Raw genomic sequence first — 24878 nt, forward strand, 5'->3', positions numbered from 1 at the left:
ATGTTTAATTTTAATTTAAATGGAAATGTTGTGACAGCAGGAGAGGATATAAATTTACTAGAGTACTTAAGAGAAAATACTAGACTTACATCTGTTAAAAATGGCTGCGGCGAAGGTGCTTGTGGAGCTTGCATGGTGCTAGTAGATGGAAAGGCTATGAGAGCTTGTATTTTAACTACAGCTAAAGTTGAGGGAAAATCAGTTTTAACTGTAGAAGGTATATCAGAAAGAGAAAAAGATGTATATTCTTGGGCTTTTGCAGATGCAGGAGCAGTACAGTGTGGTTTCTGTATACCGGGTATGGTTATAAGTGCAAAAGGCTTATTAGATAAAAACTTAAACCCAACTTCCCAGGAAATAAAGAATGCTTTAAAGGGAAACATATGCAGATGTACAGGCTATGTAAAGATTGAGAAAGCAATAGCTATGGTAGCTAAGGCTTTAAGAGAAGGTTATATACCGCCAAAGGTTGAGTGCAAAGGACTTATGGGAGAAAATCTACACAGAGTAGATGCTAAGGAAAAGGTATTAGGTACTGCTGAATATGTAGATGATATGCAGGTAGAAGGAATGCTTTATGGTTCAGCTTTAAGGACTAAGTATCCTAGAGCTTTAGTAAAGAGTATTGACATATCAGAGGCAGAAAAACATCCAGGCGTTGTTGCTGTAGTAATTGCTAAGGATGTACCAGGAAAGAGATTTATAGGACACCTTGTTAAGGACTGGCCAGCTATGATTGCAGTAGGAGAAGAAACAAGATATGTAGGTGATTCAGTTGCATTAGTAGCTGCTACAAGCAAGAAGGCTTTAAAAGAGGCGTTAAACTTAATTAAGGTGGATTATGAAGAAAGAACACCTCTTACTTCTCCAACAATGGCTATAGAAGAAGGAGCAGCTAAAATACATGAAGGCGGAAACGTATTAAGAAAAGAGTTGTTAAAGAGAGGAAATGTAGATGAAGCTATAGCAAAAGCTAAATATGTGGTAACAGAAAAGTACTCTACTCCTTTTACAGAGCATGCCTTCTTAGAGCCAGAGTGTGCTTTAGCTATGCCAGATGGCGATGGGGTACTTCTATATACTGGTGGACAAAATATATATGATGAGCAGCATGAAATTTCAGATCTTTTAGGTCTTCCAGCAGATAAGATAAGAGTAATAAGCAAATATGTAGGTGGTGGCTTTGGTGGAAAAGAGGATATGAGTGTTCAACACCATGCAGCACTTCTTGCTTATGTCTCTAAAAAACCTGTTAAAGTTCTTTTAAGTAGAAAAGAGAGTTTAATGGTACATCCTAAGAGACATGCTGCTGAAATGGAAGTTACAACAGCTTGTGATGAAAATGGAATAATAACTGCATTTAAAGCAACAATCGTAACTGACTGTGGAGCCTATGCTTCACTAGCAGGTCCAGTACTTCAGAGAGCATGTACTCACGCAGCAGGACCTTATAATTTCCAAAATGTTCAGGTAGAAGGAATGACTGTCTACACTAATAATCCACCAGGAGGAGCATTTAGAGGTTTTGGAGTTACTCAATCTGCCTTTGCTTCTGAGTGTAATTTAAACCTTTTAGCTGAAAAACTTGGAATATCTCCATGGGAAATTAGATTTAGAAATGCAATAGAGCCAGGACAAGTTCTTCCAAATGGACAAATTGCAGGGCCAGATACTGCTCTTAAAGAAACTCTTTTAGCTGTAAAAGAAGAGTTTGAAAAACATACTTATGCAGGAATTGCTTGTGCTATGAAGAACAGTGGACTAGGAGTTGGAGTTCCTGATGTAGGTAGATGTAGACTAACTGTAATAGATGGAAAGGTTCATGTAAGAACCGGTGCAGCTTGTATAGGTCAAGGTCTAGGAACTGTTACCACTCAAATGGTATGTGAAACTTTAAGAATATCACCTGAACTAGTTGTTGTAGATGCTCCAGATACTTCAATAACTCCAAACTCAGGAACTACTACTGCTTCAAGACAGACAGTATTTGCAGGAGAAGCTACAAAACAGGCTGCTTTAAAACTTAAGGAAGCATTAAAGGAAAAATCCCTTGGAGAACTTAATGGAGAAGACTTCTATGGTGAATACGTAGGGGTTACTGATCCAATGGGATCTGACAAAGCAAATCCAGTAAGCCACGTTGCTTATGGTTTTGCAACTCAGGTTGTAATTTTAGATGAAAATGGAATGCTTAAGAAGGTAGTAGCAGCTCACGATGTAGGAAAGGCTGTTAACCCAATAAATGTTGAGGGACAAATTGAAGGCGGAGTAACAATGTCTCTTGGATATGCCCTTACAGAAGATTATCCTTTAAAGAATGCAGTTCCTACAGCTAAGTTTGGTACTTTAGGATTATTTAGAGCTACAAATGTTCCTGAAATTCAACCAATAATTGTAGAGAAAAATAAAGACTCTCTTGCATATGGAGCTAAGGGTATTGGAGAGATTGTTTCAATTCCAACAGCACCAGCGGTGCAAGGAGCATACTTCAGACTTGATGGTAATTTTAGAACAAAGTTACCTTTAGAGGATACTGCTTATAGAAAGAAAAAATAGATAACACAGTTTAGGTTACTAGAGGACACCTAAATGCTTTAGGAGTCCTCTAATAACACCTAAATTTTAATTAGTAAAAATTTATACAATACTAATCAATGCAAGGTTTATTTGAGGAAAGGTGGAACAACCATGAGTGAAGTAATGAAAACAATGTCTTTTGAAACAATTCTTAAGAGAGCTCTTGAAGATTATTATACAAAAGGAAAAATATTTGAAATAGAGGAAAAGGACTTCTCTAAGGATATTGACAATAGTATAGAAATGGAGTTTTGTGGAGAATACTTAAGATACCCAGTAGGTCCTGCAGCTGGTCCTCACACACAGTTAACACAAAATTTCTTAGCAGCTTATCTAACAGGCTGTAGATATTTTGAACCTAAGACTGTTCAAATAGTAGACGGAAAACAAATGCAAGAAATGATAGCAAGACCATGTATCGATGTTAAAAATGTAGGATACAACGTAGAATGGTCTACAGAGTTAACAGTTGAAGAAGCAAAAGCAGAATATATAAAAGCTTCAGTATTAATGCAGGTTTTTGGTATTGAACTTGGACTATCAGATGTAAAGGACTTTATACTTAATATAAGTGTAGGATATGACCTTGAAGGAATTCAATCAAAAAAGATTTCTGACTTTATTGATGACCTTAAAGATGCAAAGAATACTGAAACATTTAAAGAGTGTATAGAAGTATTAAAGAAAAATATAGATAAATTCAAAAGATTTAAATTAGAAGATATAGATAAGATTACTTCAAAGATTACCAATATAATTACACTTTCTACAATGCACGGATGCAAAGCAAGTGAAATTTTAAATATAGCATCTCATTTAATATCAAATAAAAAGATAAATACATTATTAAAATGTAATTCAACATTACTAGGATATGATGCTGTAAGAGAAATCTTAGATAACCTAGGATATAATGATATAGCATTAAAAAGAGAAGACTTCGAGCATGATTTACAATTCGATATGGCTAAAGAAATAATAGCTAAGCTATTAGAAACAGCTAAAGAAAATAATGTAACTTTCGGAGTTAAATTAACAAACACACTACCTGTAGTTAACACTAGAGGGGTTATGCCAGGGGAAGCTATGTACATGTCTGGAAAGCCGTTATATCCAATTGCAATAAATGTAGCTAAAAAGATTGCTAATGAGTTTAAGGATATAACTATGTCTATGTCAGGCGGAATAGATAAAAATAATGTATTAGATGTATTTAAAGCTGGAATCGCTCCTATTACTATATCAACGTTATTCTTACAACCAAAGGGATATACAAACAATAATGTTGTATTAAATGAAATGAAAAAAGCAGGACAAGCAACTGAGAAATTAGATCTTGAAGCTTTAAGTATCTTAGCTGACAAAGCAAAGAAGGATGCTAATTATAAAAACAAAGGAAATGGAAAAGTTTTAGAGGATAAGCTAGAAACTTTTGATTGTCTAAAGAGTTGTGGAATCTGTGTTGATGTATGCCCAAATAGAGCAAATATGAGAGTTATTGTTGAAGGGCTAACAGCTAATTACCAAATAGCTCATATTGAAAATATGTGCAACGAATGCGGTAACTGTCATATGTTCTGTCCAAGAGGTGGCTACCCATATTATAAGAAAATAACTATCTATAAGAACTTAGAAGAGTATAAGGATTCAAAGAATACTGGTTTATTAAGAATTGGAGAAGATAAATTCTTATTAAGAGAAGATGGAAGAGAATATATCTATACAGCTAATTCAAAAGAAGATAAGAGTAAATTAGAAATCACTGTTGAAACAATTTTAAGGGATTATCCTTACTATGTTGACAAAATAAATATTTTAAGTGAAGAAGAATTAAAAAATGAGTAAAAGTTACTGGTTAAAAAATGTATTACTTGAAGACGGATTTATATATGATGAAAATGATGTAGTAGGTACTAAAACAGCTATTTATAATATTCTTATTGAGGATGGTAGAATAAAGGATATTATAAAAGGAGAAGTAAATTGTGAAGAGTTAGATAGTATCGATGGAAAAGGACTGCTTATTCTTCCAGGTTTTAAGGAAAATCATATACATATAGATAAAACTTACTACGGTGATTCATGGAAGGCTTGTAGACCTTTTAAAAGTGTAGCTGGACGTATAGAAGAAGAAAAGATACTTTTAGTTGAACAGCTTCCAACATTAGTAGATAGGGCTGAAAAGGTGTTAAAGCTTTTATCAGATAATGGTACAGTTCATGTTCGAACTCACTGTAATGTAGATGAGGTTTGTGGTTTAAGAAATGTAGAGGGTACCTTAAAGGCACTTCAGTCTTTTAAGGATAAGATGACTTATGAGATAGTGGCATTTCCTCAGCATGGTCTTTTAAAGGGAAATACAGTTTCACTTATAAAAGAGGCAATGAGCATGGGAGTAAATATAATGGGAGGATTAGATCCTGCCAATGTTGATGGAGATATAGAAAAGTCTCTAAATACTATAATGGATATAGCTACTAATTTTAATTCAGATATAGATATTCACCTGCATGACGGTGGTGAGTTAGGAATCTTTACTATAAAGAGGCTCATAAAGCTTGTAGAAGAAGCAAAGTGGCAGGGAAGAGTGAACATAAGCCACTGCTACTGTTTAGCTCACATTTCTAAGGAAGAGGCTTCTGCTGTGGCTAAAGCTATGGCAGCTAGTGGGATAAGTATATCCTCCTCAATTCCAATAGATGTTCCTGTTATACCTATACCTATGCTTAGCGAAAAAGGTGTAAAGATTGCGGCAGTAAATGATAGTATTACAGATCACTGGTTTCCTTTTGTAACGGGAGATATGCTTGAAAGAGCAACAAGATTATGTGAACGATTTGGCTGGATAGATGAATATTCCTTATCAAGGGGAATTAGTTTTATTACAGGTGGGAAAATCTCTTTAGATTCTAAAGGGAACAGAATATGGCCACAAATAGGAGATGAAGCCAGCTTTGTTTTAACTAAAGCTTCCTGCTCAGCAGAAGCAGTAGCTAGAAGAACTGAAAGAAAGGCTGTAATTTTTAAGGGAAAGATTGTTAAGAATAATTTTGACTTGGGTTAAAACCATATAAATAACACTGATTTTATATCTTACATATAAAATCAGTGTTTCTTCATTTTAATCATTATTTCCTCAAAATCTTATCCATCGCTTTTCCCTTTGCTAACTCATCGATTAGCTTATCTAAATAGCGAATTTCCCGCATAGTTGCTTCTTCAATGTCTTCCACTCGGACACCACAGACAACCCCTTTAATCAAAGTCCGTAAAGGATTTAGTTGAGGAGCTTCCGCAAAGAAAGTCTCAAAATCTGTATGGTTCTCCAATTGAACTTCTAACTCTTCCTGGCTATATCCTGTCAACCAGCAGATGATTTCATCGACTTCTGTTTTCGTGCGTCCTTTTTTCTCCGCCTTCATAACATAAAGGGGATAGACACTTGCTACGCTCATTGTATAGATATTATGTTTGGCCATGATATACCCTTTCTTATGCAATTTTCTTTATTATATCATAAAAAATAGTCGGTTCAAATGAAGGGTTGGCTTATCTTTTAAATGTTACGCATTTCTGTAATGATTGTTTTTTGCAGTAATGGTTATAATCAATTATAATAGCTTTAAGCCAATATTTTTTAACAAAGGGAGTAAATCTATGGTAAAAATTATTATTATAGAAGATACCGATACTATAAGAGAAGAACTTAGTACTTTTCTAACAAGATATGGTTACTATGTTGTTGCTCCAACAAGCTTTGAAAATATTATTAATTATACTCTTGGGGAAGCACCGGATTTGGTACTCTTAGACATAAACCTACCTATATTCGATGGATATCACATATGTAGAGAAATAAGAAAAAGTTCTGATGTCCCAATAATAGTGGTTACAAGCAGGGATAGTGATATGGATGAACTTATGAGTATGAATTTAGGAGCTGATGACTTTATCACAAAACCCTATAATACCCAAATTCTTTTGGCAAGAATCGCATCTATACTAAGAAGAATTCAAGGTTCCAATACCCAAGATGTAATTTCTTACAATGACTTAAAGCTTAATTTATCAAATGGTACTATTACATACAAAGGCAGTGCTGCAGAGCTAACAAAAAATGAGATTAAAATACTATCCTGTTTGATTAAGAACAAAGGAAAGATTGTATCTAGAGATGATTTAATGGACTTTATGTGGAGTTCGGAAATTTTTGTGGATGATAATAATTTATCTGTAAATGTTACAAGACTAAGAAAAAAGCTTGAAGAAGTTGGAATGAAAGATAATATAGAAACTAGACGCGGGCTAGGATATATAATGCCATGAGTATAAAAGATTATTTAAAAGATAGATTTGTATTCTTGCTTATTAATCTTATATTGTTCCTTATTATTTGCGGCATTATGCTGCTTATAGATATTAGTGCAAATATAATTCTCTTAACCTTTTGCATATGGTTTCTTCCTCCGCTTTCCTTTATAACTTTGGAATATACTAAACTAAGCAGATTTTATATTGAGTTAGCAGATGTAATGGATAGCTTGGATAAAAAATATTTGCTCTCTGAAGTCATAAAAGAACCTGGATTTACAGAAGGCAAATTTATATATAATTTATTAAAGGTAGCTAATAAGGATATGCATGAACATGTAAAACAATATAGAGACATGCAGAGTGAATATAGAGAATATATAGAAACCTGGGTTCATGAGATAAAGACGCCAATTGCATCTACAAGATTAATTATTGAAAACAATCAAAATGAGATTACAAGAAATATTGATTATGAGATTAAGACAATTGAAGGTTACATTGAGCAGGTACTATACTACTCTAGAAGTAATAATGTAAGCAAAGATTACATTATTAAAGAAATTTCTTTAGCTTCCCTTGTTAAATCCGTGATTAAAAGGAATTCAAGGGATTTTATAAGCAAGAGAATATCTATTGATATTGAAGGTGTGGAAGGCTCAGTATATAGTGACACCAAGTGGCTTGAGTTCATATTAAACCAAATAATTGTAAACTCCATTAAATACTGCAAGGAAAAGGCAGGTAAAGTAAAAATACATTCTATTAGAAATGAAAACAACATAGTACTTAACATTGAAGATAATGGTATAGGTATTATAGATAAAGATATAAACAGAGTTTTTGAAAAAGGCTTTACTGGAGAAAATGGCAGAAAGCTTAGAAAGTCTACTGGTATTGGACTTTATTTATGTAAGAAGCTTTGTGATCAACTTGGTTTAGGTCTAACTTTAACTTCGCAAGCTGACGAAGGTACAAAGGTCAGTATTATATTTCCCCTAGGCAGAAATAACTTGTTGAATTGATATTAAAGGATTTATAGCTATTGCTTGCTGCGATGCTGTGAATCCTTTTTTTACATTACAAAAATGTAACTTTAGTGAAATATAAACGAATATGTATCTGTGAAAAATTCTAGTAAGATAATAACTGTAGACAGAACATTAATATATGAGATTTACAATTCATTATATACAAGGGGGAATTTACTATGAAAAAACTACTAATACCTATACTAGCAGGTATGTTTATAGTTGTTGGGGGTGGCGCTTCTTATAAATACTTTAATGGTCCTAAAATCAAAGAGAGCGCACTAACTAGAAGTATAGATTACAAGGGAAAAGCTACTGCACCTTCTACTACATTTAAACCAAAAGATACAGTTTATTTTTCTGCAAAAGGCAAAAAGCTAGCTATTAAAAAGGCGACAGTTGTATGGTATAAAGGTGAAGTAGCAACGAAGAACAGATTTAAAGTAGAGGAGAATATAGAGATAAACAAATCGGGATACTTTTCTGCTAAACTATCAGCTCCCGAAGGGCTTGAAGAAGGGCAATATGGTGTAACCATCTATTCCGCGGGTAAAGAGATAATGGAAGGTATGTGGAAATTTGAAGTTAAAAATTAAATAGTTATAAAGCTGGTGTGAAAAATACCAGCTAGACCTATAAATTGATGGAGGGATTATATATGGAAAGTATATTGAGTGTTGAAAAGATTGAAAAATACTATGGAAACAAAGGGAATATTACTAAGGCTATTGATAATATCTCTTTCAAAGTTGATAAGGGAGAGTTTGTTGGCATAATGGGGCCCTCAGGCAGCGGCAAGACTACTCTTTTAAATTGTATTTCAACTATTGATACTGTTACAACAGGAAACATTATTATAAATAAAAAAGATATTACAACTCTTAAATCAAAGGGATTAGAAGAATTTAGAAGAGATGAATTAGGGTTTATTTTTCAAGATTTTAATCTTTTAGATACCCTTACTGCTTACGAGAATATAGCCTTGGCGCTAACTATACAAAATAGAAAAGCTGCTAAAATAGATTCAGCTATAAAAGAAGTTTCAGAAAAACTTGAAATTACTGATGTACTAAACAAGTACCCTTTTCAAATGTCAGGAGGACAAAAGCAAAGAGTGGCTTCTGCCAGAGCCTTGGTAACCAAACCTTCGCTTATATTGGCTGATGAGCCTACTGGCGCTTTAGATTCAAAATCCTCGCGACTTCTTCTAGACTCCTTTGAAAAGTTAAACAAAGAATTTCAGGCTACAATACTTATGGTTACTCATGATGCCTTTACAGCAAGCTATGCTCACAGAATTTTGTTTATTAAGGATGGCAGGATCTTTAATGAACTAGTACGTGGAAATGATACAAGAAAGGAATTCTTTAATAAAATAATTGAAGTTGTAACTTTACTTGGAGGAGATGCAGGCGATGTTTTTTAAAATAGCAATGAATAATGTAAAAAGAAGTTTTAAAGATTATTCTATATATTTTCTAACCTTAACTTTTGCTGTATGCATATTCTATAGTTTTAATTCTATTGAGGCTCAAACATCATTGCTTGAGATTGGAAAGAGCACTAAAACTTATGTAGCAACCTTAAATAAGCTTATAGCAGGAACATCTGTATTTGTATCCTTTATTTTAGGTGGGCTTATAATTTATGCTAATAATTTTTTAATAAAAAAGCGCAAAAAGGAATTAGGAATATATATGACATTAGGTATGTCAAAGGGTAAAATTTCAAGGATTTTAATACTGGAAACTTTTTTAATCGGTCTATTGTCTCTGGCCGCCGGAGTTTTACTTGGTATTATAGTTTCCCAAGGCTTATCAGTTATTACAGCGAAGCTTTTAGTAGTTGATATGAATAAATACAGATTTATTGTATCAATAAGCGCAATAATTAAATCTTCTATTTACTTTGGAATAATATTTCTTCTAGTGATGATATTCAACCAGATTATTATTTCTAAGTATAAGCTTATTGACATGTTAAATGCCACAAAGAAAAATGAAGACATAAAGCTGAAAAATCCTGTTGTTTCAATAGTTATATTTCTTCTGTCCGCAGCAGCACTTATAGCAGCTTACAGCATGGTGTTAAAGATTGGAGTAGCTCCTGATAACACTACTTTTATGGCTTCCATACTACTGGGAGTTATAGGAACCCTAATGTGCTTTTACAGTCTTTCTAGCTTTTTAATCAATGTGTTGCAAAAGAGCAAAAAAATATATCTTAAAAACTTAAATATATTTATACTCAGACAAATAAACAATAAGATAACTACTAACTTTTTATCAATGACCACAATATGCCTTATGCTTTTTTTAACTATTACGCTTTTATTCACCATGTTTGGCTATAAAGGCACTTTAGATACAATGCTTAAGGGAAATACTTCTTTTGATGCTTCAGCTAAATTAGATATTAATATAAAAGATCAAAAGATAAAGGATATTAAAGAATCTCTTGAGAAAGCAAATTTTAAATTTGAGCCTAACGAAAAACATGTGTTTTTTACTGAATATAAGCTTGAGCTTTCTCTAAACGATTTATTAAGCAAGTATTTAAGCAAAAAAGAGCAAAGAGAACTTCAGTTAAATTATACAGATGGTCCTATATCAGCTGTAAAAGTTTCAGAATATAATTCAATAAGACAGCTTTTGGGGCAGCAACCCGTAAGTTTAAAGGATAATGAGATTTTAGTTGTATCCAACTATGAGAAGACTATCAATGCCTTCGATATATTTATGAAAAATGAAAACTCTGCAGTTATAGCGAATAAAACTTATAGCATTAAGAATAAAGCATCAATAAAAGAAAATATAATTAGTTCAAAAGCTAGTTTGGAATTCCTTTATTTTATAATCCCTGACAACTTTCAAGGAACCTTGAAGCCGCAGGCATCGTCCTTTAATGCAATTTTCCAAGGGAATGATTATGAAAAGTCTAAGGAGAGGTTCTCCGATTTATTTGCTGAGCTTGAAAAGTATAGATATGAAAAGGATGACTTTATGCTTGTCTATGGAAATACAGTAGAACAGCTTTATGCAAGCGTATATGGTCCATCAGCTCTTATTGTATTTCTGGGCATATACTTAGGTATAGTATTTTTGATATCTAGTGCTGCAGTACTAGCCTTACAGCAGTTATCAGAAGCAAGCGACAGTCTGCATAGATATAATTCTCTTAAGAAAATCGGTGCTACTGAAAAGATGATAAATAAATCAATACTAGTACAGACCCTTATATACTTTATGGTGCCTTTAAGCTTGGCAATCATACATTCAGCCGTTGGAATAACTGTGACGAATAAAATGCTTAGGACTGAAAATAAAAGCATTTTTCAAGGCTCTTCCCTCATGATAGCCTTAGCGCTTATTGTAATATATGGTGGATATTTTTATGCAACTTATTTTAGCTTTAAAAGAATAGTTAAAACTAGCAATTAGTATATAGAATTATAAAGCAGGGTTCATTGTAACCCTGCTTTTCTGTTATAACCACGTTAATATAAATTGCAAGTCATATACCGTTGATAAAAAGCCTATGTCATTTTATAGTACAGTTCACCTTGAATGATTTTAGTTCTATATTAAATATCATGGTTTTTTAGATGATATCAATGATTTATAAGAGGTTACAAAATTTAATATAAACCTCCTTTACTTATGGTACGGTTCACCATTAATTATTCTGAACCCTCTATAAACTTGCTCTAGTAGAATAACCCTCATAAGCTGGTGGGGAAAAGTCATTTTGGAAAAACAAAGACTGAAATCTGCTCTGTCTAAAACTGCCTTAGAAAGTCCAAGGGAGCCACCTATAATAAAAGCTATGTTACTATTACCTCTGACACCAGAATCTTTTATAAAGCTTGCTAGTTCCTCAGAGGAGAGCATCTTACCCTTAAGGTCTAATGTTACTACGAACATATTATCTTTTATATGCCTTAGTATATTTAATCCTTCTTTCTCTTTTATCATAAATTCTTCTTTTTGAGAGGCATTGTCGGGTGTCTTTTCATCAGGAATCTCTATAATATCAAGTTTACAGTATCTTGATAGACGCTTAGAATATTCATCTATAGCTTGCTTTAAATACTTTTCCTTAAGTTTGCCTACACATATTGTGGATATGTTCATAACTTTATCTCCAATCTGTTAATAAATTTTAATGATTTCATAAAATTTGTTTATAACATAAGTAAAAAATCCTTACACAATAGTGTAAGGATTTTAATTAAATTAAGCGTTTTTTCCGCAACATTGCTTATACTTTTTGCCACTTCCACATGGACAAGGATCATTTCTTCCTACCTTGTTTTTGTTGACAATAGTCTTAGAAGCTACCCAGCTTTGACGAATTTCTTTTCTTTTCTCTGGTGAGAATATAGCTTCCCATTGAGGAAGTCCATAAAGATAATCAGCCTTAGCATCTAGCATGTTAAAGTATAATTTTTCAAAGTTTACTTTAGCATTGATTTCAGAAGTTTCTTCTAAGTTTTCAAGATCTAAAGACTCTACAAGACTATCATTTATTCCATCAAGGAATCCCATGAAAAATACAGTTGTTGTTTCGTATTTTTCAGCTAAGTCTTTTATAGTGCCATTTATAGCGTCATTATGTTCAGCTAAAAGTTTAGAATAAATATGCTTTTCAATAGAACCATATTCTTTCCAAAATTCAGCCTCTCCTCTAGTCTTTACAAATTCTATAACCATATCTGTCCAGTTTTTATACAAACTCATAGTAAATTCTCCTTTTGAAAATATATTATTATTTAACAATATACATTACTTCAAATATTATAATAAAAATTATAATATTTTTCAACAACTTTTGTTATAATCAACGTATATTAGTCATTAACTAGGTAGCTTAAGAACATATTCTGCTTTCTTATTACAATAGCTGCATTTACTGTCCTCTGACTTCTCTAAGCAAGGAAATGTTTCTTTTTCTACTAAAAAGTCATCAAATGCCATGTCAACATGATCCTCACAACAATATTTATTTTCTTTTAACATTCAACAGGTCATCCTTTCCTAGTGGTTTGGATAAATCATAGTGGCCTCCCCAAAGTTCTGTATCTTTATTGTCTATTAAAATTTTCACCTTTTCAACAGAAGAAATCTGGGTTAGGGACCAAATAATGCTTTTAAGGGATGTTTCTGCTTTTAGTGGGGTCATTGCTACATTTGCCTCTTTGCTAAGATTAACATAACCAATGTTGTCTTTTATTGAAAAACTTATTAGTCTAGTCTCCTTAGGTAAAACTGGCTTAAGATTGCTTTTCACTGAAGGTCCTTTAATCAATTGGTTAACAATAGTTTCACCAAATATTTCATCCTTTTTCATGACCCTTTCTTCTTTAGAAATCTCTGAATTAATATTATCTTTAGAAGAATCAAAATAAATATTCAGGTCTAATAAATTATCTTTTTCTTTTGATAATACAATCTGCTTCTCTTTTTCAGTCGAATTAAGGCTTAAACTATCTTTCTTTTCGCATCCAGTTAGGCTTAATGTTGAAAACATTATTGTAGAACAGATAAATAGACCAAAAATCTTTTTCATATTCCTCACCTTTTTAGAATTCTATATAGTTGCTTGGCATATCTCGCTTTGCCATATATAAAGATAAATCTTTATCCAACTTAACATTGGAGTCATTTAATACATTTACTACAGTCTGATATGCAAGCTCAGGGTAATTATTTGTTTTACTTAGATGACCTAAGATTACCTTTTTAAACTTATTATTTGTAATACCTACTACAGCTTTTCCGCAATCTTCATTGGATAGATGACCAATATTGCTTAGGATTCTTCTCTTTAGATTATAAGGATAAGGTCCAAACTTCAGCATTTGAACATCATGGTTGCTTTCTAGAAGTATTACATCAGCGTCTTCCAATATTTTTTGCACCTCATTAGAAAACTCACCTAAATCTGTTGCTACACATGCCTTTTTATTTTTACTTATCAGTGAATATCCAGAAGGATCAGCCGCATCATGAGATATTTTATAGCTAATTACATCCATGTCTTTAATATTTACATAACTATTATCAATTATTTTAATGTTATGTTCTTTTATTTTACCTACGGTTTTTGACATAGCATTCCAGGTAGATAAATTTGCGTATACAGGAATATCATATTTTCTCGATAGCACACCTACGCCTTTTGTATGATCAGTATGTTCATGGGTAACAAATATTCCATCAATATTTGTTGGATTTTGTCCAATATCTACGAGAGCCTTTTCAATACTTTTCCCTGGAAGTCCAGCATCTATTAAAACTTTAGCACCGTCAGATGATACAAATATGCTATTTCCACTACTACCACTATATAAAGGACAAAAAATCATAGCAATTCTCCTATCTAGAGCTATTCGCTATAAGAAGCTCTTTTTATATCAGCGCCTAAAGCTTTAAATTTATCTTCGATATTAGGATATCCTCTATCTATATGCTCAATATTTAAAACTTCAGTGATTCCGTCTGCAATCAAGCCTGCTATTACCATAGCAGCTCCAGCTCTTAAGTCAGTTGCTTTTACAACAGCGCCTGTAAGTTTATTTACTCCATCTATAATAGCTGTTCTACCTTCAACTTTTATATTAGCACCCATTTTCTTTAGTTCATCTACATGCTTAAATCTGCTTTCCCATATGCTTTCATTAATAATACTTCTACCTTCAGATGCTGTTAAAAGCGTACTCATTGGTTGTTGAACATCTGTTGGGAATCCAGGATAAGGTTGAGTCTTTATATTTACCCCTTTTAATTTACCACTAGATTTTACAGTTACAGAGTCACCATCTTCTCTTATTTCTGCTCCCATCTCTATAAGTTTTGCAGAAATAGACTCAAGATGCTTAGGAATAACATTTTCTATAGTTACTTCACCACCACAGGCAGCAACAGCAATCATATATGTACCGGCTTCTATCTGGTCAGGAATAACACTATAGGAGCAGCCCTTTAGCTCTTCTACACCAAACACCCTTATTACATCTGTACCAGCACCTTTTATATTAGCACCCATGCTGTTAAGGAAATTTGCTACGTCTACTACATGTGGTTCTTTTGCTACATTTTCAAGAGTAGTAACTCCTTCAGCTAGTGTTGCTGCTAACATGACGTTTATTGTAGCACCAACGCTTACCACGTCAAAAAATATATTAGTACCTATTAGTTTATCAGCTTCAACTGTTACACAACCATGTTTAATCTCAACTTTTGCACCTAAAGCTTCAAAGCCTTTTATATGCTGATCTATAGGTCTAACACCTATAGGACATCCACCTGGAAGTTCTACTGTTGCTCTTTTAAATCTTCCTAAAAGGGCACCAATTAAGTAATAAGAAGCTCTCATTCTTCTAACATCTTCAGTATTTGCATTCACGTTATTTATAGCAGTGCTATCTATTACAACTGAGTTCTTTCCTCTAACTAATTTACAGCCTAATCCTTCAATTATTCTCTCTATACAGTGAACATCTTCAATATCAGGTATGTTATCTATGTTACAGGTACCTTTACTGGCCATTATAGCAGCAGGAAGTATTGCTACAGCAGCGTTTTTAGCACCATTTATCTCAATACGACCAGAAAGTGAGTTACCACCATTAATTACTAATTTATCCATTCCCGCATCCATCCTTATCATAAATTAAAAATTATATTCAAGTTTAGAAATCTTGATTTCAAATTATTACACAAACCTTATTATAACATAATTCTATAATATTTTAACACTAATTTTAAAAATGTGAATAGGTTGATTATAAATTGCATAAAGTTTCCTAGAATTTATCATATATTTATGCTTTATATATTGAACTATAATACTAAAAAAAGCACCATAACGGTGCTTTTTTTAGTATTATAGTTCAGATTCAAAACTACCACAATCAGTGCATTGTTTAGTTGTAGCTTTTGACTCATGTTTTGTAACCTGAATTTTGTTTAATGTACAATAGTTTTGGTCTTTTGCATGAAATTTACATTCAGATACTATACATCCTATACTATCATTTGGTCTTTCGTTCATAGATTCGTACCTCCATATTATATTATTTATTATTTCAAACAGTATTATTTTTTCATTTTTACTTTTTTATATGTATGGTATAATATTGAAATTAGGTTTTACTTAACTTAATTTTAATATAAATATATAACCTATATAACATCAATACAATTTTTTAATGGACTTTTATTTAGTAGATTTAAGAATATGTTTAAGTAAGAAAATGATAATATGATATAATAATATTCAGGTTATATATTTGTGTTTTAAGACTATTAGTTTTGGGGGATTATAAAAATATGAGATATTACTTAGTAGCTTTATTTGATAAGCAATCATATTCCTATATGGAAGAAATACAAAGAACTATATGTAAAAAGTATAAGATATATAAAAATATGCCTATGCTTCATATAACTTTAGAGGTTATAGGAGACCCTGATATGGAGAAATTAACGAAAATAGTTTCAGATATGTTGAAACCTTATAAGAAATTTAAAGTAGAGGTCAATGGTGCAATCTGCTTTGATCCACCTTATAAATCTGTTAATTTAAAGATAGAAAATAAAGGTTATATTATTAGATTAGCTAGGCAGATAAATGATACTCTAAAGCTGCATGGCTTTGATGTAAGGGATAACATAAGTAAGTGGGACCTGCATGTTTCCTTAGCAAATACTAATTATGCTGCAAGAGAGTGGAGTGCTAAAGAATACATAGCAGCCTGTGAAAGCACTAAAAAAGAAGATATTCACAGAATGGCTAAAATTGATAGAATAGAACTTTGGAAACCAATAAACAGTAGAAGAGATATGGTAGTAAAAAGTTTTCCGCTTAGAGATTTTTAAGGACAATTTATAAAGTAATTCTAGGAATCCTCGTGTATGGTTATACATGGGGTTTTTTTTAATATTTAACTGAATGAAAACAATTACTTTAGTAATTGACATTAGATTAATAGTAATATAAAATATACTTAACCGGTTAAATAAACCGGTTAAGTAGAGAAGAGGTGATTTAAAGTGGAAAGTATTTGTATCTTAGGAAGTATAAATATGGACTTAGTATTAAGAGTAAATAGAATGGTTCAACCAGGGGAAACTATTTTATCAAAGGACTATAAAAAGATTTTTGGGGGAAAAGGTGCAAATCAAGCAGTAGCTGCAAGAAGGTTAGGAGCCAATGTGAATTTCATAGGACAAGTTGGCAGAGATGAAAACGGTTACGAAATACTAGAGGCTTTAAAAAAGGATAACATAGATGTAAATTATATAAGGCATAGTGATAACAGTCCTACTGGAATGGCTATAATTACAGTAGATGATGAAGGAAGAAACTCAATTGTAGTAGTTCCAGGTGCCAATATGGATATTAGTAAGCAGTGGATAAGAGAAAGAGAAGATATTATAAGTGAATCAAGAATGCTTATATCACAGTTTGAAACACCATTAGAGGCTACAATAGAAGCATTCAGGGTAGCTAAGGAAAAGGGAGTAATTACAGTTCTAAATCCTGCACCGGCGAAAGAGATTCCAGATGGATTATTAAAGCTTACAGATATTATAATTCCAAATGAAACTGAAGCATTTGAACTTACAAATACTAAAGTTGATGATGAGAAAAGTATTAAAGAAGCAGCAAGTAAGTTCATGGAAAAGGGTGTAAAGTTTGTAATAATTACATTAGGAGAACGAGGGGCTGCCTTAGTTTCAAAAGATAAGTTTAATATCATACCAGCATATAAGGTAAAAGCAATAGATACTACAGCAGCTGGAGATAGTTTTATTGGTGCACTAGCAAGTAAACTTCAAAATGAAGAAAATATAGACTTTGAGCAAATTGAAAAAGCTATTAAATTTGCTAATAAAGTTTCATCAATAGTTGTACAAAGACAGGGAGCTCAACCATCACTGCCTTATTTAGAAGAAGTTGAAGCAATATACGGGGAGGAATAAAGTATGAGAAAAACTACATTGCTAAATTCAGGTATATCGGAAGTTATATCAAGAATGGGACATACAGATGGATTGGCAATAGGAGACTGTGGATTACCTATTCCAGAGGGTACTAAAAGGTTAGACATAGCACTCATAAAAAATGTTCCAGGATTTATAGATACATTAAAAGCTATTTTAACAGAACTTGAAATTGAAGAAGTTGAAATAGCTAAGGAGACAGCAGAGGTTAGTCCCCATATATATGAAGAAATAAAAAAATCAATAGGTGATGTTAAAATAACTTTAATTAGCCATGAACAGCTTAAAGAAAAGTTAAAAGACTGCAAGGCAGTTATAAGAACAGGAGAACAAACTCCTTATGCTAATGTTATTTTAAGATCGGGAGTTGTTTTTTAGAAAAGTTTAGGAGGAAGGAATATGACTGATAACAAACCTTTTTTAGAAATGGTTAACATATCAAAGTCTTTTCCAGGTGTAAAAGCACTCCAAGATGTAAATTTAAAGGTTCATAAAGGAGAGGTTTTAGCACTTCTTGGAGAAAATGGAGCTGGAAAGTCTACTCTAATGAAAATATTAAGCGGTGTTTATAAAAAGGATACTGGTAAAATTTTAATAGAGGGCAATGAAGTTAACATACAAGGAATTAAACAGGCAGAAGAGTTAGGAGTCACAATTATTCACCAAGAGCTTAGTGTACTTCCTAATTTAACAGTAGCGCAAAATATATTTTTAGGGAACGAAAAATACAGTAAAGGTACTAGAAGAATAAATAAAGGGTGGATGAAGGAAAGAAGTAAGAGTTTTCTAGAGCAGATAGGGTGCAGCGTTGATCCTAATACTCTAGTAAAAGATATAAACGTAGGCGAAATGCAAATGATAGAAATTGCAAAGGCGTTAAGTAAAAATTCAAGTCTTATCATTATGGATGAACCTACTACAGCTCTTACTGATGTGGAAACAAAAAAGCTTTTTGAGGTAATCAGAAAGTTAAAAGAAAAGGGTATAGCTGTAATATACATCTCCCACAGAATGGATGAAATTTTTGAAATTTGTGATTCTATAACAGTACTAAGAGACGGAAAATACGTTGGGGATGTAGCTACTAAAGATGTAACTAAAGATGAGTTAATAACAATGATGGTAGGGAGAAAGCTTGAGGAACAGTTTCCTTATAAAGAGGTAGAAAAAAGATCAACTTTACTAAAGGTAGAAAACCTATCATTGAAAGACAAGGTTAGAAATGCTAGCTTTGAGATAAAAGCAGGTGAAATTTTAGGCTTTGCTGGACTTATGGGGGCTGGTAGAACGGAGTTAGCAAAAACTATCTTTGGAGACTACAAAAAGAACTCAGGTGAAATTTATATAGAAGGAGAAAAGGTTAATATTAGTTCTCCTAAGGATGCTATTGAGCAAGGAATCTGCTATCTTTCAGAGGACAGAAAAAAAGAAGGCTTAATTTTAGGAATGTCTGTAAAAGAGAATATGACACTTTCTAATTTACAGAGTTATGAAAATAAGTTTATGAGAATAAACAAAAAGTCAGAGAAAGAAGAAGCACAGACATATATTAAAAAGCTTTCTATAAAAACTCCTAGTGAAAATCAAATAATTAAGAATTTAAGTGGAGGAAACCAGCAAAAAGTAATTTTGGCAAAATGGCTTATGCTTTCGCCTAAGGTTCTTATTATAGATGAGCCTACTAAGGGTATAGATGTAGGTGCAAAAAAGGAGATCTATGAAGTATTAAATGAATTAAAAAGTATGGGTAAGGCGGTAATAATGATTTCTTCAGATATGGCAGAAGTAATAGGTGTTAGTGACAGGGTAATAGTAATGCACGAAGGTAAGATAACTGGAGAACTAAAAAGGGACGAACTTACTCAAGAAAATATAATGAAGTATGCAGTAGGAATATAATTTTATAAATTAAACTTCAACGACAAAGGGGTGTTAAAGTTGGAAAAGGACGTTAAAAGTTTACTTTTTAAGTATAGATCTTTAATAGGACTAATAGTACTTTGCATTATTATATCTGTGGTTACACCTAGATTTTTAACTGTTACAAATGTACTCAATGTACTAACACAGGTTTCTGTTAATGCTATAATTGCCGTAGGAATGAGCTTTGTAATATTAACAGGGGGCATAGACTTATCAGTTGGCTCCACACTAGCTATAACAGGAGCAGTTGCAGCAGTCATGGTTAAGGCAGATATAAACGTTGTGCTAGCATTGATGGTAGCTCTAGTGATTGGTGGATTAGTTGGGTTATTTAATGGAGCATTAGTGTCTAAAGGAAGAATTCAAGCCTTTATAGTAACCTTAGCTACAATGACTATATTTAGAGGAGTTACTTATGTTTACACAAAAGGAACTCCTGTATCAGGACTTGGTTCAGATTTTATGGTGATTGGAAATGAAAAGATAGCAGGTATACCTTTACCAGTAATAATAATAGTAATTGTAGCCTTAGCAGCTTGGTATGTTTTAAATCAAACAAGGTATGGTAGATATGTATATGCAGTAGGAGGAAACGAGGATTCAGCAAGATTATCAGGGATTAATACTGATAAAATTAAAGCTTTAGTATATGTTGTTTCTGGTGTAACAGCGGCATTAAGTGGTGTAGTTGTAACCAGTAGAATAGGATCAGCATCTCCAAATGCCGGTGTAGGATTTGAACTTGATGCAATTGCAGCAGTTGTTCTTGGAGGCACAAGTCTTTCTGGTGGAGAAGGATCTGTAACCGGTACAATAATAGGTGCCATGATAATAGGTGTATTGAATAATGGATTAAACCTAATGAATGTTTCTCCATTCTATCAATCAATAGTAAAAGGGTTAGTTATTTTATTAGCAGTAATGCTTGATAAGAAGAACAAATAAGCTGTATATAAATAAAATTTATATAAATAAAACTAAGGGAGGACTATTAATCATGAAGAGAAATCGTTTAAAAATGTTATCATTAGCTTTGACAGGAGCACTTGTTATAGCAGGATTTACAGGTTGCGGCAGCAAAACTGAGCAAGGAGCTCAAGGTGGTGGGGACAAAAAGAAAATAGGAATGGTAGTGTCTACGTTAAATAATCCATTCTTCGTATCCATGAAAGAGGGAGCTGAAAAGAAGGCTAAAGAATTAGGTTATGATGTAGTAGTTCTAGATTCACAGAATGATGCTGCAAAAGAAAGATCTAATGTTGAAGACCTTTTACAACAGGGGGTATCAGCTCTTATCATAAATCCAACAGATAGTGATGCAGTTGGAAACTCAATTGCAGTTGCAAACGACAAAAAAGTACCAGTTCTAACTGTAGATAGACAAGCAAATAAAGGAGAAGTTGTTGCACATATAGCTTCAGACAATGTTGCTGGTGGAAAAATGGCAGCAGACTTTATACTTGAAAAACTAGGTGGAAAAGCTAACATAGTTGAGCTTCAAGGAATACCAGGAGCATCAGCTACAAGAGATAGGGGACAGGGATTCCACCAAGGCGTTGACGGAAAAGCAGATGTTAAGGTTGTTGCAAGTCAGGCAGCAGATTTTGATAGACAAAAAGGTTTAAATGTAATGGAAAACATAATGCAAGCTACACCTCAATTTGATGCGGTATTTGCTCACAATGATGAAATGGCTTTAGGAGCAGTTAAAGCATTAAAAGGTAAGAAAGCATTAGTTGTAGGTTTTGATGGAAATGACGATGCTAAGAAAGCAGTTGAAAGTGGAGAAATGGCAGCTACAGTTGCACAGCAACCAGATTTAATGGGAAGCTTAGGTATAGAAAATGCTATAAAAGTTATTAAAGGAGAAAAGGTAGAAAAACAAATACCAGTAGATTTAAAATTAATAAAGAAATAACAAAATCCAGGGTTAGCACCCTGGATTTTATAAAGTATAATTAAAGATAATAGCATGAAGAATGTCAATATTTTAAATTTGATTTATATGAGGTATTACAATGAAAAAGGTTACGATGCTGGATATTGCAAAACAAGCTGGGGTATCTAAAGCTACTGTTTCTATGGTATTAAATAAAAGAGACGAAAGTATAAGTGATGAAACTAAAAATAAGATATTAAACTTGGCTAAAGAATTAAACTACATTCCTAACTCATTAGCTAGAGGATTAAGTACAAAGAAAACAAGAACAATAGGGATAGTTTTACCGGATATTACAAACCCTTTTTTCTCATCTATCGCAAGGGCTATTGAAGATAGTGCTAGCTCTTCTGGGTATAATGTTATATTTTGCAATACAGATAATGAAATGGGAAAAGAACAAGAATACATTAAGCTTCTTATAAGCAAGTTGGTGGATGGGGTTATTTTTGCAACTGGTGGAGAAAGTTGCAGTAGCGTAAATATGTTAAAGCATAACAGTGTACCTTTCGTTTTAGTAGATAGATATATAGACGGATATGAAAAGGAATACGGAGTTTATTCCTTGAATCAAGAAGGTGTTATGAAAGGTATAGACTACCTACATAGTATAGGTAGTAGGAAAATAGCATTTGTTAAAGGAAATGAAAACCTTCAAATATCTAATGAAAGATTAAAAGGCTATAAGAAGGCTATGGATAAGTACTGTATATATGATAAAAATCTTATATTTTCAGGTGACTTTACTATAGAAGGTGGAATTAATGCTACAAAGCAGATATTAGACCATATTGGTAATATAGATGCAATTTTTTATAGCAATGATATGATGGCTTTAGGAGGTATGAAGGTACTACTTAGAAACGGACTTAAAATTCCAGAGGATGTAAAGATCATGGGATTTGACAATATAGATATATGTGAAATTTTTGAACCAGAGCTAACTACTATAGCTCAACCTATTTATGATATGGGAAAAGAAGCTTGCAATCTATTGATAGATATAATAGATAATAAAGACATTGAGAAGAAACAAGTTTACTTTAAAACCAGTTTGGTAATTAGAAAAACAACTTAAAAGTCCCCCCTGCATCTTTAAATGTGCAGGGGGGTTCTCTTATTATATATCTAATAGATTTTTCTTATATGAGGAGTAGAGATCTCTTAATTGTTTCATCTTTTCATCAAGTTCTATTTGAAGAACTGATACTTCTTTATAATTTTTAGCATCTGTAGCATTCTTTATTCTTGTAAATAAGCTTTGTTTTGAATAAGAGTCTTTCATTATATAATGTCTTAATTCGTTTATTTTCATCCAACTAGCTACATCAAGGTCTAGTGCTTTATCTATTGAATGAAGCATCTTATAACTTCTTATCTCATCAGAGTAGTTAGATATTATTCGGTTATTTATTTCTACAAGCCATCTTGTGGTTGTACCAAGTCTAAAGCTGTTTATGATTTTTTCATTTAGTATGTCTCCAGCCATAAGGGTAGCCGTCTTTTCAGGATACACATCGAAGGCTGTGAGATTTTCATAAACTGTAGCAGGAGCTTTACCGAAGAACTTTATCCTTTCCTCTTCAGTAAAGTCTTCGAAGACATCCTCTTCACTTCTATAAGCTCTTCCTTTTTCTAGATAAGCACTATCATCCTCAGGTTTTTTAGAAAGCTCTTCTAAAAGTTCGTCTTCCGTTCTATTGTTAGTTATTGCATACTTTATACCATCTATCATAGTCAGATAAAGGGCAGCTACTGAAAGATAAGTATTAGTATGAGGGTTTGGTGCTCTAAGCTCAAATCTTGTAGACAGAGGGTTTTGTAAGTCTCTTATAACACCTACAAGTATTGTTCTATTTCTAGAAGGTACTTCAACAGAATTTCCTAGTGATGTTACTATACAAACTGGAGCTTCAAAACCTGGTTTTAATCTTCTAAGAGAATCATTAGTAGAAGATACGAAAGGATTTATAACCTCATAATTCTTAAGTATGCCCATTATGGAAGCATAGCCTAAAGTACTTAAGAAATGATGTTTTGGAGCTGAAAATAGGTTTACCCTTTTTCCATTTTTTAATTTTAATGCTATACCTATATGAGTATGCTTTCCACTACCGGCAACTCCTTCTATAGGCTTTGCAAGGAAAGTGACATCTAACCCATTTCTTCTAAAGGTTTCTTTAACTATAGTTCTTACCAAAAGCTCATTATCTGCAGCTTGTACTGCAGTTGAATATTTCCAGTCGATCTCAAGCTGCTCCATTATGTGGGTAAAGTTTCCAGACTGATCAAGTTTAGCTTTAACTCCCCCTACTTCCTTATGCCCCATTTCTGGCTCTAATCCATATGCCTCCATCAAAAGCAAAGATTGCTCAAGAGCTGTTCTTACAGCACCTTTTGTTCTAGTCCAATATTGTTCATGCAGAACCTGAGAGGTTGATAACTCTTCAACGTGAGCCTTATCATTAGGAGTTTGAACCCAGAACTCTAATTCTGTTGCACAGGTTGCAACAATCTTGTCTATATCATCATAATTTACTCCGAAAGGTAATAGTGACTTAGGATATTTTTTAAATAAATCTAGAAGAGTTTCTTTGAAATGTTCAATGGATCTCTTTAAAATATATCTTGAGTCAACAGCTTTATTTTCATGATATAAAAAACAAGGGATTCTTAAAGTACCTATAGGATTGCCGGTTTGAGGATCTATGTGCTCGTAATTATATTCTATAAACCAGTTAACATCTGTATCAGCTAGCATATCAACTTTTGCATTATTTAGACTTGCAATTCCAGGGAGAACAACAGAAGAGCCGTCAGTTTGAATTGCTCCTTTTAGAAAAGTAGAAATATCCTCTAGAAAGATTTTAATGGGAATTTTTTCATCAGTATCATTTCCAGATAAGTCTATACCAACTAGGGATACAAATTTTATTTCTGGATGAGATATTAGTATCTTTTTCAGGTCTTCTTCTGAATGTTTTTCCTTCGGTATAACGTAGATTAAGTCCTTTACCATGTCCTTACCTCCTAAAAATAATATAAAGAAAACATAAAATATGTTTTCCTCCAAGTTTTGTGTATATC

The 24878-nt window shown here is 32.7% G+C and carries 24 protein-coding genes; 15 read left to right on the top strand and 9 right to left on the bottom strand.

What is annotated here, in order from left to right:
• The 3 genes from xdh (at position 1) to P8V03_RS10735 (ending at position 5641) form a co-directional block, all read left to right on the top strand.
• A complete protein-coding gene (gene xdh, locus P8V03_RS10725; RefSeq protein ID WP_318798134.1) occupies positions 1–2556 on the top strand; it encodes a selenium-dependent xanthine dehydrogenase in 2556 nt (851 codons plus the stop codon).
• A gap of 132 nt (positions 2557–2688) precedes the next feature.
• The gene (locus P8V03_RS10730; RefSeq protein WP_318798135.1) at positions 2689–4422 is read left to right on the top strand and encodes a 4Fe-4S dicluster domain-containing protein; all 1734 of its coding nucleotides are present in this window, start codon (positions 2689–2691) and stop codon (positions 4420–4422) included.
• Positions 4415–5641, top strand: a complete 1227-nt coding sequence (locus P8V03_RS10735) for an amidohydrolase (protein ID WP_318798136.1) — start codon at positions 4415–4417, stop codon at positions 5639–5641. The genes P8V03_RS10730 and P8V03_RS10735 overlap by 8 nt, the downstream gene beginning before the upstream one ends.
• A gap of 64 nt (positions 5642–5705) precedes the next feature.
• On the opposite strand, the gene P8V03_RS10740 is transcribed toward P8V03_RS10735, so the two are convergent.
• On the bottom strand, positions 5706–6056 hold the full coding sequence (locus P8V03_RS10740) for a DUF2200 domain-containing protein (RefSeq protein ID WP_261672250.1): 351 nt from the start codon (positions 6054–6056) through the stop codon (positions 5706–5708).
• A gap of 178 nt (positions 6057–6234) precedes the next feature.
• Between P8V03_RS10740 and P8V03_RS10745 the strand changes: the two genes are divergently transcribed.
• The 5 genes from P8V03_RS10745 (at position 6235) to P8V03_RS10765 (ending at position 11359) form a co-directional block, all read left to right on the top strand.
• The gene (locus P8V03_RS10745) at positions 6235–6903 is read left to right on the top strand and encodes a response regulator transcription factor (protein ID WP_318798137.1); all 669 of its coding nucleotides are present in this window, start codon (positions 6235–6237) and stop codon (positions 6901–6903) included.
• Positions 6900–7913, top strand: coding sequence for a sensor histidine kinase (locus P8V03_RS10750; protein ID WP_318798138.1), 1014 nt, complete (start codon positions 6900–6902; stop codon positions 7911–7913). The genes P8V03_RS10745 and P8V03_RS10750 overlap by 4 nt, the downstream gene beginning before the upstream one ends.
• Before the next feature lie 185 nt (positions 7914–8098).
• Positions 8099–8515, top strand: coding sequence for a hypothetical protein (locus tag P8V03_RS10755; RefSeq protein WP_318798139.1), 417 nt, complete (start codon positions 8099–8101; stop codon positions 8513–8515).
• Positions 8516–8577: 62 nt separating this feature from the next.
• On the top strand, positions 8578–9345 hold the full coding sequence (locus P8V03_RS10760) for an ABC transporter ATP-binding protein (RefSeq protein ID WP_318798140.1): 768 nt from the start codon (positions 8578–8580) through the stop codon (positions 9343–9345).
• Positions 9335–11359 carry an FtsX-like permease family protein gene (locus P8V03_RS10765; RefSeq protein WP_318798141.1) on the top strand — a complete coding sequence of 675 codons (2025 nt, stop codon included), beginning with the start codon at positions 9335–9337 and terminating at the stop codon, positions 11357–11359. The genes P8V03_RS10760 and P8V03_RS10765 overlap by 11 nt, the downstream gene beginning before the upstream one ends.
• Positions 11360–11572: 213 nt before the next feature.
• On the opposite strand, the gene rlmH is transcribed toward P8V03_RS10765, so the two are convergent.
• The 7 genes from rlmH to P8V03_RS10800 all read right to left on the bottom strand — a co-directional run bounded on the left by rlmH (position 11573) and on the right by P8V03_RS10800 (position 15974).
• Complete coding sequence (gene rlmH, locus P8V03_RS10770) at positions 11573–12052, bottom strand: 23S rRNA (pseudouridine(1915)-N(3))-methyltransferase RlmH (protein WP_318798142.1); 480 nt, start codon at positions 12050–12052, stop codon at positions 11573–11575.
• A 102-nt stretch (positions 12053–12154) separates the two neighbouring features.
• A complete protein-coding gene (locus P8V03_RS10775) occupies positions 12155–12658 on the bottom strand; it encodes an SEC-C metal-binding domain-containing protein (protein WP_261672248.1) in 504 nt (167 codons plus the stop codon).
• A gap of 117 nt (positions 12659–12775) precedes the next feature.
• Positions 12776–12937 carry a CxxH/CxxC protein gene (locus P8V03_RS10780; RefSeq protein WP_261672247.1) on the bottom strand — a complete coding sequence of 54 codons (162 nt, stop codon included), beginning with the start codon at positions 12935–12937 and terminating at the stop codon, positions 12776–12778.
• Positions 12921–13487, bottom strand: a complete 567-nt coding sequence (locus P8V03_RS10785) for a GerMN domain-containing protein (RefSeq protein ID WP_261672246.1) — start codon at positions 13485–13487, stop codon at positions 12921–12923. The genes P8V03_RS10780 and P8V03_RS10785 overlap by 17 nt, the downstream gene beginning before the upstream one ends.
• 13 nt (positions 13488–13500) lie before the next feature.
• Positions 13501–14286 (bottom strand): MBL fold metallo-hydrolase, encoded by a 786-nt coding sequence (locus P8V03_RS10790; RefSeq protein ID WP_261672245.1) that lies wholly within the window; start codon positions 14284–14286, stop codon positions 13501–13503.
• Between the two features lie 20 nt (positions 14287–14306).
• Positions 14307–15569 carry a UDP-N-acetylglucosamine 1-carboxyvinyltransferase gene (gene murA / locus P8V03_RS10795; protein ID WP_261672244.1) on the bottom strand — a complete coding sequence of 421 codons (1263 nt, stop codon included), beginning with the start codon at positions 15567–15569 and terminating at the stop codon, positions 14307–14309.
• 237 nt (positions 15570–15806) lie between these two features.
• Positions 15807–15974: a DUF1540 domain-containing protein gene (locus P8V03_RS10800; protein WP_261672243.1), complete on the bottom strand. Its 168-nt coding sequence runs from the start codon at positions 15972–15974 to the stop codon at positions 15807–15809.
• A 278-nt stretch (positions 15975–16252) separates the two neighbouring features.
• On the opposite strand from P8V03_RS10800, the gene P8V03_RS10805 reads away from it, so the two are divergent.
• The 7 genes from P8V03_RS10805 (at position 16253) to P8V03_RS10835 (ending at position 22869) form a co-directional block, all read left to right on the top strand.
• Positions 16253–16801 carry a 2'-5' RNA ligase family protein gene (locus tag P8V03_RS10805; RefSeq protein WP_261672242.1) on the top strand — a complete coding sequence of 183 codons (549 nt, stop codon included), beginning with the start codon at positions 16253–16255 and terminating at the stop codon, positions 16799–16801.
• 174 nt (positions 16802–16975) lie between these two features.
• Positions 16976–17908 (top strand): ribokinase, encoded by a 933-nt coding sequence (gene rbsK, locus P8V03_RS10810; RefSeq protein WP_261672241.1) that lies wholly within the window; start codon positions 16976–16978, stop codon positions 17906–17908.
• Positions 17909–17911: 3 nt separating this feature from the next.
• Positions 17912–18307: a D-ribose pyranase gene (rbsD, locus tag P8V03_RS10815; RefSeq protein ID WP_261672240.1), complete on the top strand. Its 396-nt coding sequence runs from the start codon at positions 17912–17914 to the stop codon at positions 18305–18307.
• 21 nt (positions 18308–18328) lie between these two features.
• Positions 18329–19828: a sugar ABC transporter ATP-binding protein gene (locus tag P8V03_RS10820; RefSeq protein WP_261672239.1), complete on the top strand. Its 1500-nt coding sequence runs from the start codon at positions 18329–18331 to the stop codon at positions 19826–19828.
• Positions 19829–19867: 39 nt separating this feature from the next.
• The gene (locus tag P8V03_RS10825; RefSeq protein ID WP_261672238.1) at positions 19868–20797 is read left to right on the top strand and encodes an ABC transporter permease subunit; all 930 of its coding nucleotides are present in this window, start codon (positions 19868–19870) and stop codon (positions 20795–20797) included.
• Positions 20798–20849: 52 nt separating this feature from the next.
• Positions 20850–21770: a ribose ABC transporter substrate-binding protein RbsB gene (gene rbsB, locus P8V03_RS10830; protein ID WP_261672237.1), complete on the top strand. Its 921-nt coding sequence runs from the start codon at positions 20850–20852 to the stop codon at positions 21768–21770.
• Positions 21771–21870: 100 nt separating this feature from the next.
• Entirely contained in the window at positions 21871–22869 is a 999-nt protein-coding gene (locus P8V03_RS10835; RefSeq protein ID WP_318798143.1) for a LacI family DNA-binding transcriptional regulator, read from the top strand.
• Positions 22870–22911: 42 nt separating this feature from the next.
• Here P8V03_RS10835 and P8V03_RS10840 read toward each other — a convergent pair whose 3' ends face one another.
• The gene (locus P8V03_RS10840; RefSeq protein WP_261672235.1) at positions 22912–24810 is read right to left on the bottom strand and encodes a type I glutamate--ammonia ligase; all 1899 of its coding nucleotides are present in this window, start codon (positions 24808–24810) and stop codon (positions 22912–22914) included.
• Positions 24811–24878 lie beyond the last annotated feature (68 nt).

The sequence above is a fragment of the Clostridium tanneri genome (assembly GCF_033659955.1).
Taxonomy (GTDB): Bacteria; Bacillota; Clostridia; order Clostridiales; family Clostridiaceae; genus Clostridium_AM; species Clostridium_AM tanneri.

What these genes read in the sequence shown, in the direction of transcription:
- P8V03_RS10750 (WP_318798138.1), top strand. Translation starts at nt 6,900, where the DNA reads ATGAGTATAAAAGATTATTTAAAAGATAGATTTGTATTCTTGCTTATT.
- P8V03_RS10800 (WP_261672243.1), bottom strand. Translation starts at nt 15,974, where the DNA reads ATGAACGAAAGACCAAATGATAGTATAGGATGTATAGTATCTGAATGT.
- murA (WP_261672244.1), bottom strand. Translation starts at nt 15,569, where the DNA reads ATGGATAAATTAGTAATTAATGGTGGTAACTCACTTTCTGGTCGTATT.
- rbsB (WP_261672237.1), top strand. Translation starts at nt 20,850, where the DNA reads ATGAAGAGAAATCGTTTAAAAATGTTATCATTAGCTTTGACAGGAGCA.
- P8V03_RS10840 (WP_261672235.1), bottom strand. Translation starts at nt 24,810, where the DNA reads ATGGTAAAGGACTTAATCTACGTTATACCGAAGGAAAAACATTCAGAA.
- P8V03_RS10775 (WP_261672248.1), bottom strand. Translation starts at nt 12,658, where the DNA reads ATGAGTTTGTATAAAAACTGGACAGATATGGTTATAGAATTTGTAAAG.
- P8V03_RS10790 (WP_261672245.1), bottom strand. Translation starts at nt 14,286, where the DNA reads ATGATTTTTTGTCCTTTATATAGTGGTAGTAGTGGAAATAGCATATTT.
- P8V03_RS10740 (WP_261672250.1), bottom strand. Translation starts at nt 6,056, where the DNA reads ATGGCCAAACATAATATCTATACAATGAGCGTAGCAAGTGTCTATCCC.
- P8V03_RS10835 (WP_318798143.1), top strand. Translation starts at nt 21,871, where the DNA reads ATGAAAAAGGTTACGATGCTGGATATTGCAAAACAAGCTGGGGTATCT.
- P8V03_RS10785 (WP_261672246.1), bottom strand. Translation starts at nt 13,487, where the DNA reads ATGAAAAAGATTTTTGGTCTATTTATCTGTTCTACAATAATGTTTTCA.
- xdh (WP_318798134.1), top strand. Translation starts at nt 1, where the DNA reads ATGTTTAATTTTAATTTAAATGGAAATGTTGTGACAGCAGGAGAGGAT.
- P8V03_RS10820 (WP_261672239.1), top strand. Translation starts at nt 18,329, where the DNA reads ATGACTGATAACAAACCTTTTTTAGAAATGGTTAACATATCAAAGTCT.
- P8V03_RS10755 (WP_318798139.1), top strand. Translation starts at nt 8,099, where the DNA reads ATGAAAAAACTACTAATACCTATACTAGCAGGTATGTTTATAGTTGTT.
- rbsD (WP_261672240.1), top strand. Translation starts at nt 17,912, where the DNA reads ATGAGAAAAACTACATTGCTAAATTCAGGTATATCGGAAGTTATATCA.
- P8V03_RS10765 (WP_318798141.1), top strand. Translation starts at nt 9,335, where the DNA reads ATGTTTTTTAAAATAGCAATGAATAATGTAAAAAGAAGTTTTAAAGAT.
- P8V03_RS10745 (WP_318798137.1), top strand. Translation starts at nt 6,235, where the DNA reads ATGGTAAAAATTATTATTATAGAAGATACCGATACTATAAGAGAAGAA.
- rlmH (WP_318798142.1), bottom strand. Translation starts at nt 12,052, where the DNA reads ATGAACATATCCACAATATGTGTAGGCAAACTTAAGGAAAAGTATTTA.
- P8V03_RS10735 (WP_318798136.1), top strand. Translation starts at nt 4,415, where the DNA reads ATGAGTAAAAGTTACTGGTTAAAAAATGTATTACTTGAAGACGGATTT.
- P8V03_RS10760 (WP_318798140.1), top strand. Translation starts at nt 8,578, where the DNA reads ATGGAAAGTATATTGAGTGTTGAAAAGATTGAAAAATACTATGGAAAC.
- P8V03_RS10780 (WP_261672247.1), bottom strand. Translation starts at nt 12,937, where the DNA reads ATGTTAAAAGAAAATAAATATTGTTGTGAGGATCATGTTGACATGGCA.
- P8V03_RS10805 (WP_261672242.1), top strand. Translation starts at nt 16,253, where the DNA reads ATGAGATATTACTTAGTAGCTTTATTTGATAAGCAATCATATTCCTAT.
- P8V03_RS10730 (WP_318798135.1), top strand. Translation starts at nt 2,689, where the DNA reads ATGAGTGAAGTAATGAAAACAATGTCTTTTGAAACAATTCTTAAGAGA.